A 14,070-nucleotide genomic window follows, 5' to 3' on the forward strand; every position below is an offset into this window, starting at 1 on the left:
AGCGAGGCAGGCCGGGCAGGGTTATTCCGTGGTGTGGCTGCACGGTGTTCGGGGCGGATGTAGCGATCTACGTGCCGCGACCGGCAAGCCGCCCCACCAGCGTCCCCAGCGCTGTGGCAAAGCAACCCAGGCTGAGCAGCGCACGCCACAGGTTGGCGGCATTCCACTGGTCACGCACTTTGGCCCAGTCGGCGGGCAGGGCCTGGGGGTTCCAGGCTTCTGTTGTGTAGTTCAGGGGCAGGTTGACCTGCTGGGTGAAGAACACAATGCCCAGCAGGTAGGCCACGCCGACCACGGCCAGCAGGCGCCACCACAGTGCGCGGTGTTCACGCCAGGCCGTAGCCACGGCCAGCGCGCACCACAGCGGTGGGCCAAAGAACAGCGCAAAGAACAGGGCGTGCCGGACGTTGCGGTTGAAGGCGGACTGCACGGTGGCGTAGGTGGCGCCGTCCATCTGCAACATGGCCAGGTTGACGTTGGCGCTGTAGGTGCCGAAGAACCCGGCCATGAGGCCGAGCCACAACACGGCGAGGGCGTGCGGGATGAGGACGAGCAGGGCAGGCGGCGGGTTGTGTGGGCGTGGGATGGTGGTCATGGCGGGCATGTAGAACGATGCCCGCAGTCTGCCGATGCCCCGCACCCCGCGCCTTATCCTTTGATAAGCCCCATCTCGCTGCGCAGGCGCGACAGCGAGACGTCGGTCACGCCGAGGTACGAGGCCAGGTGTTTGAGGGCGATGCGCTCGGTCCATTGCGGGTGTTGCTCCAGCAAACGGGCGTAGCGCTGGCGGGCGCTGAGTTGCAAGAACTCCTGTTCGCGCTGCATCTTGCCATCGAGCAGGGCGCAGAGCACCCGGTGCTCCAGCGCAGTCCACGGTGCCCAGCCCGCGCTGGGCAGAGGGTCACTGGGATGGGTGGGCAAGGGCAGCGCCCACACCACGCTGTCTTCCATTGGTTCCACGTGAAACATCACGGGTTGCTGGCGCAGTGTGAGGGTGATGGGCCAGCACAGGGCGCCGTCCAGAAAGAAGTTCTTGTTGGATTCGGCCCCGTCGCGGTCCAGGTAGTACAGCCGCAGCGCGCCGCGCTCCACCCACCACAGGTGCCGCCATTGCTCGCCGGCTCGCAGCAGGGGCTGGCCGCGTTGCAGTTGCAGGCACTGAGCGCTGGTCCACCATGTCTCTACGGCTGTCGGTGGCGAGCCGAGCACCTGGGTCAGGAAGAGGGTGAGGGGCGTAGAAACAGACACGGTCTGCGCAAAGTGGGAAAATCGCGGGTTGCCTGCTGGGGCGCCAAGTGCGCCCACCACCAGCAGGGCCGGTATGCGGCGCCTTTGACAGGGCACCCTAGCGCACCGGGTGTTTTGATTATCGGGCCCGCCGGGCCCCGGAGTGTCCCCATGTTGTACCCCCAGGAATTTGATGTGATCGTTGTCGGCGGTGGCCATGCAGGCACCGAGGCCGCGCTGGCCGCTGCGCGCATGGGCAGCAAAACCCTGCTGCTGACCCACAACATCGAGACGCTGGGGCAGATGAGCTGCAACCCCAGCATCGGCGGCATCGGCAAGGGCCACCTGGTGAAAGAAGTGGATGCGCTGGGCGGTGCCATGGCCTTGGCCACGGACGAGGGCGGCATTCAGTTCCGTATCCTCAACAGCTCCAAGGGCCCCGCCGTGCGGGCCACGCGGGCGCAGGCCGACCGCATTCTGTACAAGGCGGCCATCCGCCGGATGCTGGAGAACCAGCCGAACCTGTGGCTGTTCCAGCAGGCTGTGGACGACCTGATGGTGGAGGGCGACCGCGTGGTGGGCGCCGTCACGCAGGTGGGTATCCGGTTCCGCTCGCGCACGGTGGTGCTCACCGCCGGGACGTTCCTGGACGGCAAGATCCACGTGGGGCTGAACAACTACGCGGCGGGCAGGGCGGGTGACCCGCCTGCCGTGTCGCTGTCGGCACGCCTCAAGGAGCTAAAGCTGCCCCAGGGGCGCCTGAAGACCGGCACGCCGCCCCGGCTGGATGGGCGCAGCATCGACTTCTCGAAGTGCACTGAGCAGCCCGGCGACGGCATGCCCGGTGGTGTGAACGAGGGCACGGTGCCCGTGTTCAGCTTCATGGGCAACGCAGAAATGCACCCGCGCCAGATGCCTTGCTGGGTGACTCACACCAACGAACGCACGCACGAGATCATCCGCAGCGGCTTTGACCGCAGCCCCATGTTCACCGGCAAGATCGAGGGCGTGGGCCCGCGCTACTGCCCGAGTGTGGAAGACAAGATCAACCGCTTTGCCGACAAGGACAGCCACCAGATCTTCCTGGAGCCCGAGGGGCTGACCACGCACGAGTTCTACCCCAACGGTATCAGCACCAGCCTGCCGTTCGACATCCAGTACGAGCTGGTGCGCAGCATGAAGGGGCTGGAGAACGCGCACATCCTGCGCCCCGGCTACGCCATTGAGTACGACTACTTCGACCCCCGCTCGCTCAAGAGCAGCTTCGAGACGCGGCAGATCCAGGGCCTGTTCTTTGCCGGGCAGATCAACGGCACCACCGGTTATGAAGAGGCGGCGGCCCAGGGCCTGTTCGCTGGCATCAACGCCGCCCTGCGGTGCCGGGGCGACGCGCCCTGGCTGCCTGGCCGCGACGAGGCCTACCTGGGCGTGCTGGTGGACGACCTCATCACCAAGGGCGTGACCGAGCCCTACCGCATGTTCACCAGTCGGGCCGAGTTCCGCCTGCAACTGCGCGAGGACAACGCGGACATGCGCCTGACGGAAGCAGGTCGCAAAATGGGCCTGGTGGATGACGCCCGCTGGGATGCGTTCAGCCGCAAGCGGGACGCTGTTTCACGTGAAACAGAACGCCTGAAAGCCACCTGGGTGAACCCGCGCAGCCTGCCTGCGGCAGAGTCTGAACGGGTGCTCGGCAAGAGCATTGAGCATGAATACAACCTGTTCGAACTGCTGCGCCGTCCGGACGTGAACTACACCAACCTGATGTCCATGGATGGCGGCAAATACGCGACCAACGATGTTTCACGTGAAACGCTGGGCGATTTGAGCGAACCCGTGGTGGAGCAGGTAGAGATTGCCGCCAAGTATTCGGGCTACATCGACCGGCAGCGAGATGAGGTGGGGCGCGCCGCGCACTTTGAAAAGCTGCGCCTGCCTGCCGAGCTGGACTACATGCAAGTCACCGCCCTGAGCATCGAAGCCCGCCAGGTGCTCAGCCGCCACCGGCCCGAAACCCTGGGCCACGCCTCGCGCATCACGGGCATCACGCCGGCTGCGATCTCGCTGCTGATGGTGCATCTCAAGAAGGGCGGGTTCAAGGAGTTTGCGGTGGCTGCGGCTGCCAAGGCAGAAGGGGAAGTGGCGGCATGACGATGGCAGTGACAAACGACAGCTTGCGCCAACAGCTGCAGGCAGGGGCCGATGCCTTGGCCCTGGGTCTGACCGACGCCCAGATTACCCTGTTGATGGATTTTCTGGCCCTGCTGCAGAAGTGGAACAAGGTCTACAACCTGACCTCGGTGCGCGATCCGCAGGAGATGATGACGCACCATCTGCTGGACAGCTTGGCCGCTGTGCCGCCGCTGCGCCGCCATGTTGCTGTGCTTGCAGGGGAGGGCCACCACGCTGTGCGCTTGCTCGACGTCGGCTCGGGCGGAGGTTTGCCCGGTGTGGTGTTTGCCATCTGCTGCCCGGATGTGGATGTGAGCTGCGTAGACACCGTGGGCAAAAAGGCTGCGTTCATCCAGCAGGCGGCGGTGGCCCTCAAGCTGCGCAACCTGCATGGCGTGCACGCACGGGTCGAGACGCTGACGACCCCCTTTGACATCATCAGCTGCCGCGCCTTTGCCTCGCTACCCGATTTTGTGACCTGGTCGCGGGCTGCATTGGTAGCGCCGCACGGGGTCTGGCTGGCCATGAAGGGCAAGCACCCCGAGGATGAAATTACGGCCCTGCCCACCGATGTGTCGGTGTTTCACGTGGAACAGCTCACCGTCCCAGGCCTCGACGCCGAGCGCTGCATCATCTGGATGAAGCCGGTCTGACCGTCGGCCGCTAGCTTGTCAGCGGCCGGGGCGGGGTGGTCGCGTAAACTCGGCACCTCACTTCGGGTGCATCCATCTGCGCACCCGTCCAGCACACCGGGAGAGATCATGTTCGGCATCGCAGACTACGGCGCCTTTGTCGCCGCCATTGTGTTGTTCCTGCTCATTCCGGGCCCCGGCAATCTGGCGCTCATCACCTCCACCAGCAAGGGCGGCGTGCGGGGCGGCCTGGCGGCCACTATGGGGGTGATCGCGGGTGACCAGGTGTTGATGTGGGCCGCGGTGGCCGGTGTGGCGGCGCTGCTGGCCACGTACCCCACAGCGTTCAATGCAGTGCAGTGGTTGGGCGCGGCCTACCTGGCTTGGCTGGGCTTCAAGATGCTGACGGCCAAGCCCGGCGCGCAACCCATCCTCAACATCCAGCCGCGCCACTACTTTAAACAGGCCGGCCTGATCACCTTGCTCAACCCCAAGGCCATCGTGTTTTACATGGCGTTCTTCCCTCTGTTTGTGGACCCGGCCCGGCACCAAGGGGTGCTGACCTTTGGCGTGATGGCGGCGACGGTGGCGGTGCTGACGTTTATCTATGGACTGGTCGCCGTGCTGCTCACGCACCACCTGGCCGAGCGCATGCGCGCCAACCCACGCATCGGCCGCGTGCTGGAAAAGGTGGCGGGCGTCTTTCTGATCGGCTTTGGCATCAAGCTCGCCATCTCCAAATAAAACAACGACAACAACAACACGGACTGCAACACCCACATGGCCAAAATTTTCTGCGTTGCCAACCAAAAGGGTGGCGTTGGCAAGACCACCACCACCGTCAACCTTGCTGCGGGTCTGGCCAAGATCGGCCAGCGCGTGCTGATGGTGGACCTGGACCCGCAGGGCAACGCCACCATGGGCTCGGGCGTGGACAAGCGGAGCCTCGACCTCACGGTGTATGACGTGCTGCTCGAATCCGCCTCGGTGAAAGAGGCGGCCGTGTTGTCGGAAAAATGTGGCTACTGGGTGCTGGGCGCCAACCGCGAACTGGCGGGTGCCGAGGTGGAGCTGGTGGCGCTGGAGCACCGCGAAAAGCGCCTCAAGGCCGCGCTGGCCGAGGCCGATACCGACTTCGATTTCGTGCTCATCGACTGTCCGCCCAGCTTGAGCATGCTCACCCTCAACGGCCTGTGCAGCGCCCATGGCGTGATCGTGCCCATGCAGTGCGAGTACTTCGCGCTCGAAGGGCTGACCGACCTGGTCAACACCATCAAGCAGGTGCACGCCAACCTCAATGCCGACCTGCAGATCATCGGCCTGCTGCGCGTGATGTTCGACCCGCGCATCACCCTGCAGCAGCAGGTCAGCGACCAGCTCAAGGGCCACTTTGGCGAGAAGGTGTTCAACAGCGTGATCCCGCGCAACGTGCGCCTGGCCGAAGCGCCCAGCTACGGCTTGCCCGGCGTGGTGTTTGACCCGGCGGCCAAGGGCAGCCAGGCCTTCGTCGAGTTTGCGCAAGAGATGGTGGACCGCGTGAAAAACATGCCTGCTGCTGCATCTTCCATGGCAAAAATGGCACCTGGCGCTTGATGGAAAAGCGCTAACAGCTATTAAATTGATAGTAATGAAGGCATCCAACATCCTGTTGCTGCCCGGCTGGCAGAACTCCGGCCCCGACCACTGGCAAAGCCGCTGGGAGGCTGTGCACGGCTACCAGCGCGTGGAGCAGCACGACTGGATGCGCCCGCTGCGCGGTGACTGGTCGGCGCGGCTGGAAGAAACCGTGGTCGATGCCGACGGCCCCGTGGTGCTGGTGGCGCACAGCCTGGGCTGCGTTCTCACCGCGTGGTGGGCTACGCATTCGGCCAACGCGCACCGCGTATTGGGTGCGTTGCTGGTGGCACCGGGCGATGTGGAGCGGCCCGATCTGGCCGCGCAGATCCACGGCTGGGCGCCCATTGCACGCAAGCCCCTGCCGTTCCCGGCGCTGCTGGTGGGCAGCCGCAATGATCCGTATTGCAGCCTGGAGCGCGCTGAGGGTTTGGCGCAGGCTTGGGGCGCTCGCTTCATCGACTACGGCGAGCGCGGCCACATCAATGCCGAATCGGGCCTGGGCGATTGGGACGAGGGGCACGGCTGGCTGATGCAGCTGGCCAACCCGGCATGAGCCGCTGGGCCTTGTGGCGCGTGGTGCGCCTTGTAGCCGTCAGCTACCAAGTTTCTCAGTGATCCGATCTATGACCAAAATCAACCTGTCCGCCATCGCCGACCAATTGCCGCGCGCCTGGAACTCCACCATCGTGGGCCAGGCCGCAGGCGCCAACGTCAAGGTGCTGCGCATGGACGCCGCCGCCTACCCCGACGAGTCGCACGACTTTGACGAGGCGCTGCTGGTGCTCGACGGCCGCATGCGCCTGGACCTGCAAGGGCAGGTCACCGAGGTGAATGCGGGCGAGGTGTTCATCGTGCCCGCGGGTGTGCCCCACGCCGTCGCGCCCGGCAGCCATGGCATGCTGGTCATCATCGACCGCTGATTCTTCCCATTCCTTTTTCCCTTTCGCGAGACGCATTTCATGGTCACCAAAAAACCCAAGGGCCTCGGCCGTGGCCTGGAAGCCCTGCTGGGCCCCAAGGTCGAAGAAAAAGTGGAGCAGGCCCAGGCGGCCGAAGCCGGGCTGCCCAGCAGCCTGCCGCTGTCCGAGCTGGTGCCCGGCGTGTACCAGCCCCGCACGCGCATGGACGAGGGTGCGCTTTACGAGCTGGCCGAGTCCATCAAGGCCCAGGGCATCATGCAGCCCATCCTGGTGCGGCGCTTGACGGGTGGGGACAACGCGGGCAAGTACGAAATCATCGCGGGCGAGCGGCGGTTCCGCGCCTCGCGCCTGGCGGGCCTGGCCGAGGTGCCGGTGCTGGTGCGCGACGTGCCCGACGAGTCGGCGGCCGCCATGGCGCTCATCGAGAACATCCAGCGCGAAGACCTCAACCCGCTGGAAGAAGCCCATGGCCTGCAGCGCCTGGTCAAGGAGTTTGGCCTCACGCACGAGCTGGCCGCGCAGGCCGTGGGCCGCTCGCGCAGCGCGGCCAGCAACCTGCTGCGCCTCTTGAACCTGGCCGAGCCCGTGCAGACCATGCTGATGGCGGGCGACATCGACATGGGCCATGCGCGCGCGCTACTGTCGCTGGACCGCGCTGCGCAGATCACGGCGGGCAACCAGATCGCGGCCAAGAAGCTGTCGGTGCGCGAGGCCGAGGCCCTGGTCAAGAAGATCGGCGCCGAGTTCAGCCTGGTGCCGCAAAAGCCCCAGAAGGAAAAGTCGCGCGACTTGAAGCGCGTGGAAGAAGAACTCTCGGACCTGCTCATGGCCGAGGTCGAGGTGCGCGTGAAAAAGCGCGTGAAGCGCCACGGCCGGGTGGAGGACATGGGCGAGCTGGCGATTCAGTTCGGCTCGCTCGAAGCTCTGAATGGCTTGATCGACCGCCTGCGCGGCTGATCGACCGTTGGTCCGGGGCGCGGCGCTGTCGCCGCGCAAACATGCGTGAAATAGCGCACACAAACGGTTTCCACAGGTAACTTGCGCAGGCAAAATGCGTCTGTGCGGGGCCTACACTGCGCTGCGTTCAACACACCCGGGTTGACCGCAAGGCCTCTTCACAGGGCGGCGAAGGTGCCGCCCTGTGGCCCACGATGGTTTGCCGGGTGATCCATGTATCTCCTGGAGCAGACCCCCATGACCTCTTTGCGCTTCGTCCTGACCCCCGCCTGCCTGGCCATTGGCCTGTGCATCGCCAGCTTGGGCGCCCAGGCCCAAACCACCAAAGCCCCCAAAGTCCAGCTGTGGATGGATGTCTCCACCGGCACCATGGCGGGCATGCCTGAGATGGACAGCCTGCCCGGTGGCGGCGGCATGCTCGGCGGCCTGATGGGGGGGATGGGCGGTGGCGCGCAGGGCAGGGCGGGTGGTGGTAACACGTCCTATGGCCACGCCCGCGCCATGTCCATCATGCCGCCGCGTGTCATCGACATCGCCTTGCACAACACCCTGCGCCCCGGCGTCGAAGCCAGCCAGGCCATACCGCCTGGCATGCGCATGGGCGAATCCCTTCCGCTGATCCCGCCCCGTGCCCAGCCCACCCAGACCGAGCCGGGCGAGGTGCCGCAGGAATACCAGCAGCACCAGCCCAAGGGCCGCATCCTGCTGTACTGGGGCTGCGGCGCCTCGGTGCGTGCGGGCCAGCCGCGCGTCATCGATCTGGCGCGCGCCAAGCCGACCGACTACGCACAGGCCTTTGCCGGCCGCGCCGTGCCCGACCGGGGGCCGCGCGTGGGCCCGGCCTATGCGCTGTACCCCAACGAACGCAACCAGGTGAGCCTGTCGCGGGACAGCTCGCTGGTGGGCGAACACCAGGTGCGCGGCGACGGTGTGCCTGCGTCCATGAAGTTCACGCTGGGTACGGCACAAGACCTCATGCCCGCCATCGACCTGCGCACCACCGGCAAGCCGCAGGACAGCATGGGCACCAGCTGGCAGCCTGTGCGCAATGCGCGTGCCTACTACCTGCACGCCATGTCGCAGAGCGGGGACGACCTCATCATGTGGTCCAGCGCCGAGACGCCCGACACGGGCATGGGCCTGTTCGACTACCTGTCGCCCGCCACCATCGACCGCTGGCTCAAGGAGCGTGTGCTGCTGCAGCCCGAAACCACGCAGTGCGCCATTCCGCAGGGCATCTTTGCGGGCGGCGGGCGTGACGCCACGCCCATGCTGCGCATGATGGCCTATGGCGGCGAAAGCCACATCGTGCACCCCCCGCGTCCGGCGGACCCCAAGGCCGCGTGGGAGCCCGAATGGGCCGTGCGCGTGCGTGTGAAATCACACACCATGGCCATGCTGGGCGGGGAGATGCAGGCGCGGCGCGGGGGCATGGGGGCTGCTCCGCCGGCCGCTTCGGGCGGTGCCTATTCGAGCGGCATGGGCGGTGCGCCGACCGGCCAGCAGCCCGCTGGCGACGGCGGTGCGGAATCCGGCAACGCGGGCAACGTGGTGAACCCCGTCAACCTGCTGCGCGGCATTTTGGGCCGTTAAGAATCCATGTTGGCCCTGCGCATGCCCTGGCCCCTGCCCGCGCTGGTCGCGTGGGCGTGCGCGTGGCTGATTTTTGTGGCGCTCCAGCGCGCGGTTCCCCCCGTGGCTGCCTTGCTGGTCGCCTGCCTGCTGGGGACGGCGGCCAGTGTCCTGGGCGACAGCTGGTGGCGACGCGGGCTGATTGCGGCGGGCTTTCCGCTGTCGCTGGCGCTGCTGGGTGCGGCCAGCCTGCCCACCTGGGCCTGGCTGGTGCCGCTGGCGCTGCTGCTGCTGGTCTACCCCCTGAACGCTTGGCGCGATGCGCCGCTGTTTCCCACGCCCCACCATGCGCTGCAGTCGCTGGCCTCGCAGGCTCCGCTGCCGCTGGGTGCCCGCGTGCTGGATGCGGGCAGCGGCGTGGGCGATGGCCTCAAGGCGCTGCGCCACGCCTACCCGGCCGCACAGCTGGAGGGCATCGAATGGAGCTGGCCCCTGCGCCTGCTGTGCGCCCTGCGGTGCCCCTGGGCCCGGGTGCGGCGCGCCGACATGTGGGCCGAGGACTGGAGCCCCTATCGCATGGTCTATCTGTTCCAACGGCCCGAAAGCATGGCCCGCGCCGCCGCCAAGGCCCAGGCCGAGCTGGCAACCGGGGCATGGCTGGTGAGCCTGGAATTTGCGGTACCCGGCGTTCTGCCCTGTGCACAGCTGCGTGCGCCCGGTGGCCGCGTGGTGTGGCTGTACCGCATGCCCCTGAACCGCGTCGAGGCATGAAATGGCACTGTTGGATTGCGATTTGAGCCGTTCGCCACGGTTACAGAAAAGATACAAGCTTTTGCTACATTGCGTCCCTGGCTACAACCCCATACAAAACTACCAAGAAACTCACAGCCAGAGGGGGCTGCCAGCAGCACGTGAACGCGCCGGGAGGGGGCGCACCGGCCGCCAGCACCTTCCTTGTCCGGACTTCCCATCCTGCAGGCCCCACCAGCCTCTGCGGCGCACCACTCTGACGGGTGTGCCTGCAGTGCGGTGCCGTCTTGCGCGTGGACATGGCCGGGGTTTTCTGGTGCACCACCGACCGATCTGCAAGGAGCATTCATGACCGCCCATCCATCCCGTTTCCGCCCGCGCCTTCTGTGGGTACTGGCCCTGAGTGCCGCCCTCACGGGCTGCGCCACCATGCAGAGCCACGACAAGCTGGCGACCGACATGCAGAACGCCGGCCGCAGCGGCGGCATTCCCGCAGCCATCGCCCAGCTCGAAAGCACGGCCAAGACCGAAGAAGAAAAAACCGCGCTGCTCTACAACATGGAACGCGGCGAGCTGCTGCGCATGGACCGCCGCTACCCCGACAGCACCAACGCCTTCCTGCTGGCCGACAACAAGGTCAAGGAATGGGAAGAAACCGCCAAGACCAACCCCAGCAAACTCATGGGCACCGTGGGCGCTGCACTGATCAGCGAACGCCTGAAGGTCTACGAGGGCCAGGACTATGAAAAGGTGTGGGTGACCACGCGCCTGGCGCTCAACCGCATGGCCGTGGGCGACTTTGAAAACGCCCGTGTGGACATCAAGCGCACCCACGAGCGCGAAGCCATCATTGCCGAGTTCCGCGCCAAGGAGACCCTGGCCGCTGAAGAAGAAGCAAAGTCCAAGGGCGCCACCTCTGGCGGCAAGGAACTCAACGGCTACCCCGTCGAGACGCTGAACGATCCCGAAGTGCTGGCGCTCAAGAACGGCTACCAGAACGCGCTTTCGCACTACCTGGCCGGTTTTCTGTACGAAATGCTCAACGAGCCTGGCCTGGCCGCGCCCGGCTACCGCAAGGCCATCGAGCTCAAGCCCGAAACCGGCGTGCTCGAAGAAGGCCTGCGCGGCCTGGACACGCGCACGGGCTTCACCTGGAAGCGCCGCCAGCGCATGACCGACGTGCTCTTCATCGTCGAAGCCGGTGACGCCCCGGCGCGCAAGCCCAAGGCCTTCACCATTCCCGTGCCCACGGGCCGTGGTTTGGTCACGGCCAGCATCTCCTACCCCGTGATCGAGCCGTCTTCCGATCCACTGCTGACCACCATCTCCGCTGCTGGCACCGACCTCAAGCTGGAAAAAGTGGTGGACGTGAACGTGATGGCGCGCCGCGCGCTCAAGGACGAAATGCCCGGCATGGTGCTGCGTGGCTTCACCCGCGCCGTGGCCAAGGGCGTGCTGCAGAACGAACTGCAAAAGCGCGGCGGCCTCATCGGCGGCATCATCGGCGCGGCCGCCTCGGTGGCCACCGAGCAGGCCGACGACCGCATGTGGCGCATGCTGCCCGGCCGCGTGTATGTGGCCCGTGGCTACCTGCCGCCCGGCGAGCATGTGGTGAGCGTGAACGGCCGCCAGCTGCCCCAGCCCATCAAGATCGACGGCCAGTACGCCCTGGTGCCCCTGCGCATGTATGAAAACAGCGTGCTGACCGGCGACGTGGCCATGCTGGGGCAGCTGCCCACCGTGGCGGCGGCACCGCAGCCCGCCGCAGAGCCTGCCACCACCGTGCGCACGACGACGACCACCACCACCCGCACGCGCTCGGTGCCCAAGTCGGCGGTCAAGTCCACCTCGGCCACGCCTGCCGCCAAGAACTGAAACCGAACATGTCCCATTTTCAAGGAGCCTCTGGCATGAGAACCCGTTTTGCCCTTGCTGCCGCCGCACCCGCAGTTGCGTGCGCGGTCCTCGCGATGACCCTGGCCACCGCTGCCCGCGCCCAGCTGCACGACCCGGCCACCCCGCTGGCCGTGGCGTCCAAGGTCGCCCTGCGTGGCGAAGCCAACAGCATCGCCGTGCGCGAGATGCGCATCGTGCGCAAGAACGACATCCTGGTGGTGCAGGCCGACATGGCCAACATGGGCCGCACCGACCGCACCGTGTTCTACCGCTTCAAGTGGCTGGACAACGTGGGCAACCAGGTGGGCGATGGCGAATCCTGGAAGCAGATGAGCGTGCTCGGCCTGGGCCAGCAGACAGTCAAGAGCGTGGCGCCCACCTCTGCGGCAGTCGATCTGCGCCTGGAAATGAATGTGGAGCCGCGCTGATCGCGCCGCGCCAATCCCTGTTTGAGTGAGGAGTAAACCAACATGAACACCAAGAACCGCATCCAGCGCAGCGCGCTGGTCCTGGCCTTTGCGGCCAGCACCCTGGCCCTGTCGGCCTGCCAGAACCTGTCCTCGCCCACCGTGCGTTTTGACCGCCAGGTCAACTACGGCGATGCCAAGGCCGTCGAGCTGGTGACCAACGAATTCGGCTCCACCGACCTGCAGATGATTGCCGAGAAGATGACCGGCGGTTTGCTCGAAACCGGCATCTTCCAGGGCCGCCCCACGGTGACGATCTCCACCGTGAAGAACAAGACCAGCGAATACATCGACACCACCAACGTGATGAACTCGATCCAGACCTCGCTGGTCAAGTCGGGCAAGGTGCGTTTCGTGCGCTCCATCAACGAGATGCAGGCCGGTGTGGACGAGCTGCAGCGCCAGAACCAGAGCGGTCTGTACAAGCAAGGCACCACCGCCAAGGTCGGCCAGATGACGGCCGCCAAGTACAGCATGGAAGGCGAGCTGACCAGCATCGTCAAGCAGAACAACGCGACCAAGGACGTGTACTACAAGTTCACGCTCAAGCTGTTTGATGTGCAGGAAGGCACGATCGAGTGGCAGGACGAAAAGGAAATCCGGAAGACGAGTAAGAGGTAACCCCCTGAGCGGCTGCGCCGCTTCCCCCTTTCTCTCGCGCTGCGCGCGGGAAGGGGGACGCCGCCAGTGCGGCGGGGCGGCCCTTGCACGGCGGCCGCTGGCCTGGGCCGCGCCAGTTTCGAAGGATGTCGGTGCTGAGGCCACATCGCTCGATGAATTCATGACTTTCCGTTAGCTCACAAGGAGCACACCATGCAACGCAGAACCACTTTGCACACGGCCCTGGCCGTGATCGCCGCCACCACCATGGCCTGGGGCACGGGCGCCCAGGCGCAGCAGCCGGGCGCGGCGCCCAAGATCGCCGTGACCGACCTGGCCTATGCCCAGCGCGTGTCCGAATACTTTGTGGCCGGCACCTACCAGCGCAGCAGCCAGATGAGCGCAGGCGGCAGCCACAGCGGTGGCTACAGCCACGGCCCCTATGGCGGTGGCGGCTCGCACTCGGGCAGCCACTCGATGCAGGCGTCCGAGCAGGCCAGCGGCACCTACGTGGCCGGGCGCTACAGCTACATCGAGCAGCGCGAGCTGGGCGGCTACACCAACGACATCAAGGGCGCCATCCTGCAGGGCACGTACTTCCGCCTGATCCAGGGCAAGGGCTTTGACGCAGGCAAGCCCCAGCCGAGCAAGGCCGAGCAGGTGCTCAACCAGGTGCAGGGCGGCAAGATGGCCACGCCGCAGGTTCAGCCCCAGGTCAACGACGTGATCAGCCGCATCAAGAAGGGCGAGTTCAACGGCGCCGACTACGTGCTGTTCGGCGTGGTCTCCAGCATCGACTTCACCGACGCGCTCTCGCCCCTGCAAGGCACCACCAGCGCCACGCGCCAGTACGGCCTGCAGCTCCTGGCCGACTTCTCGCTCATCAACACCAAGACCTACGAGATCAAGGCCGCGTTCTCTGCCCAGGGCGAAGGCAACGACACCAAGATTTTGTCGATCCGTGGTGACATCGCCCCCCCCAACCGCGCCAAGGTGATGCGCGAAACCTCGCTGTCGCTCGCGCAGGACGTGTACCAGCAGCTCGCCATGCAGCTGGGCTACACCGACGCCAACCTGTCGCGCGGCGTGCGCCCGCCCGTGGTCTACCAACAGGGCGGCCAGCCCATGCCCATGCCGCAGCCCCAGCAGCCTGAGCAAGTCCTCATCTTGAAGTAGCAGGGGCGGCAACCCCCAGAGGCGCTGCCGCTCGGTACCGACCGCCGGAGGCAGCCGCCTCTTGCTCGGCATCTCGCGCGGGGC

15 protein-coding genes are annotated in these 14,070 nt (G+C 66.1%); 13 read left to right on the plus strand and 2 right to left on the minus strand.

Translation table 11 applies throughout. From position 1 onward, the window contains the following. Window positions 1-67: 67 nt before the first annotated feature. Both ACSQ22_RS04050 and ACSQ22_RS04055 read right to left on the minus strand, forming a co-directional pair. A complete protein-coding gene (locus tag ACSQ22_RS04050; protein ID WP_055402218.1) occupies window positions 68-595 on the minus strand; it encodes a DUF1772 domain-containing protein in 528 nt (175 codons plus the stop codon). Window positions 596-648: 53 nt separating this feature from the next. Next, complete coding sequence (locus ACSQ22_RS04055; protein WP_436129504.1) at window positions 649-1,248, minus strand: Crp/Fnr family transcriptional regulator; 600 nt, start codon at window positions 1,246-1,248, stop codon at window positions 649-651. Window positions 1,249-1,398: 150 nt separating this feature from the next. Between ACSQ22_RS04055 and mnmG the strand changes: the two genes are divergently transcribed. The 13 genes from mnmG to ACSQ22_RS04120 all read left to right on the plus strand — a co-directional run bounded on the left by mnmG (window position 1,399) and on the right by ACSQ22_RS04120 (window position 13,986). Further along, a complete protein-coding gene (gene mnmG, locus ACSQ22_RS04060; protein WP_436129505.1) occupies window positions 1,399-3,378 on the plus strand; it encodes a tRNA uridine-5-carboxymethylaminomethyl(34) synthesis enzyme MnmG in 1,980 nt (659 codons plus the stop codon). Then, on the plus strand, window positions 3,375-4,052 hold the full coding sequence (rsmG, locus tag ACSQ22_RS04065) for a 16S rRNA (guanine(527)-N(7))-methyltransferase RsmG (protein ID WP_436129506.1): 678 nt from the start codon (window positions 3,375-3,377) through the stop codon (window positions 4,050-4,052). The genes mnmG and rsmG overlap by 4 nt, the downstream gene beginning before the upstream one ends. Window positions 4,053-4,160: 108 nt before the next feature. Further along, window positions 4,161-4,775: a LysE family transporter gene (locus ACSQ22_RS04070; RefSeq protein WP_436129507.1), complete on the plus strand. Its 615-nt coding sequence runs from the start codon at window positions 4,161-4,163 to the stop codon at window positions 4,773-4,775. Between the two features lie 36 nt (window positions 4,776-4,811). After that, window positions 4,812-5,624 carry a ParA family protein gene (locus ACSQ22_RS04075; protein ID WP_121421778.1) on the plus strand — a complete coding sequence of 271 codons (813 nt, stop codon included), beginning with the start codon at window positions 4,812-4,814 and terminating at the stop codon, window positions 5,622-5,624. Between the two features lie 34 nt (window positions 5,625-5,658). Then, window positions 5,659-6,201 (plus strand): RBBP9/YdeN family alpha/beta hydrolase, encoded by a 543-nt coding sequence (locus tag ACSQ22_RS04080; RefSeq protein ID WP_436129508.1) that lies wholly within the window; start codon window positions 5,659-5,661, stop codon window positions 6,199-6,201. Between the two features lie 70 nt (window positions 6,202-6,271). Beyond that, entirely contained in the window at window positions 6,272-6,568 is a 297-nt protein-coding gene (locus ACSQ22_RS04085; RefSeq protein WP_436129509.1) for a cupin domain-containing protein, read from the plus strand. Window positions 6,569-6,607: 39 nt separating this feature from the next. Continuing rightward, window positions 6,608-7,525, plus strand: a complete 918-nt coding sequence (locus ACSQ22_RS04090) for a ParB/RepB/Spo0J family partition protein (protein ID WP_010465109.1) — start codon at window positions 6,608-6,610, stop codon at window positions 7,523-7,525. A 237-nt stretch (window positions 7,526-7,762) separates the two neighbouring features. After that, a complete protein-coding gene (locus ACSQ22_RS04095) occupies window positions 7,763-9,118 on the plus strand; it encodes a hypothetical protein (protein WP_436129510.1) in 1,356 nt (451 codons plus the stop codon). Window positions 9,119-9,124: 6 nt separating this feature from the next. Further along, on the plus strand, window positions 9,125-9,868 hold the full coding sequence (locus ACSQ22_RS04100) for a class I SAM-dependent methyltransferase (RefSeq protein ID WP_176887706.1): 744 nt from the start codon (window positions 9,125-9,127) through the stop codon (window positions 9,866-9,868). A gap of 327 nt (window positions 9,869-10,195) precedes the next feature. Beyond that, a complete protein-coding gene (locus ACSQ22_RS04105; RefSeq protein ID WP_055395761.1) occupies window positions 10,196-11,722 on the plus strand; it encodes a COG3014 family protein in 1,527 nt (508 codons plus the stop codon). 35 nt (window positions 11,723-11,757) lie between these two features. Continuing rightward, entirely contained in the window at window positions 11,758-12,171 is a 414-nt protein-coding gene (locus tag ACSQ22_RS04110; protein ID WP_055395763.1) for a YcfL family protein, read from the plus strand. A 42-nt stretch (window positions 12,172-12,213) separates the two neighbouring features. Continuing rightward, the gene (gene lpoB / locus ACSQ22_RS04115; protein WP_218135467.1) at window positions 12,214-12,831 is read left to right on the plus strand and encodes a penicillin-binding protein activator LpoB; all 618 of its coding nucleotides are present in this window, start codon (window positions 12,214-12,216) and stop codon (window positions 12,829-12,831) included. A gap of 192 nt (window positions 12,832-13,023) precedes the next feature. Beyond that, window positions 13,024-13,986, plus strand: a complete 963-nt coding sequence (locus ACSQ22_RS04120; protein WP_121508009.1) for a hypothetical protein — start codon at window positions 13,024-13,026, stop codon at window positions 13,984-13,986. The last annotated feature ends 84 nt before the right edge of the window (window positions 13,987-14,070 follow it).

The sequence above is a fragment of the Acidovorax sp. LjRoot38 genome (genome assembly GCF_964252975.1).
GTDB lineage: Bacteria > Pseudomonadota > Gammaproteobacteria > Burkholderiales > Burkholderiaceae_C > Acidovorax > Acidovorax facilis.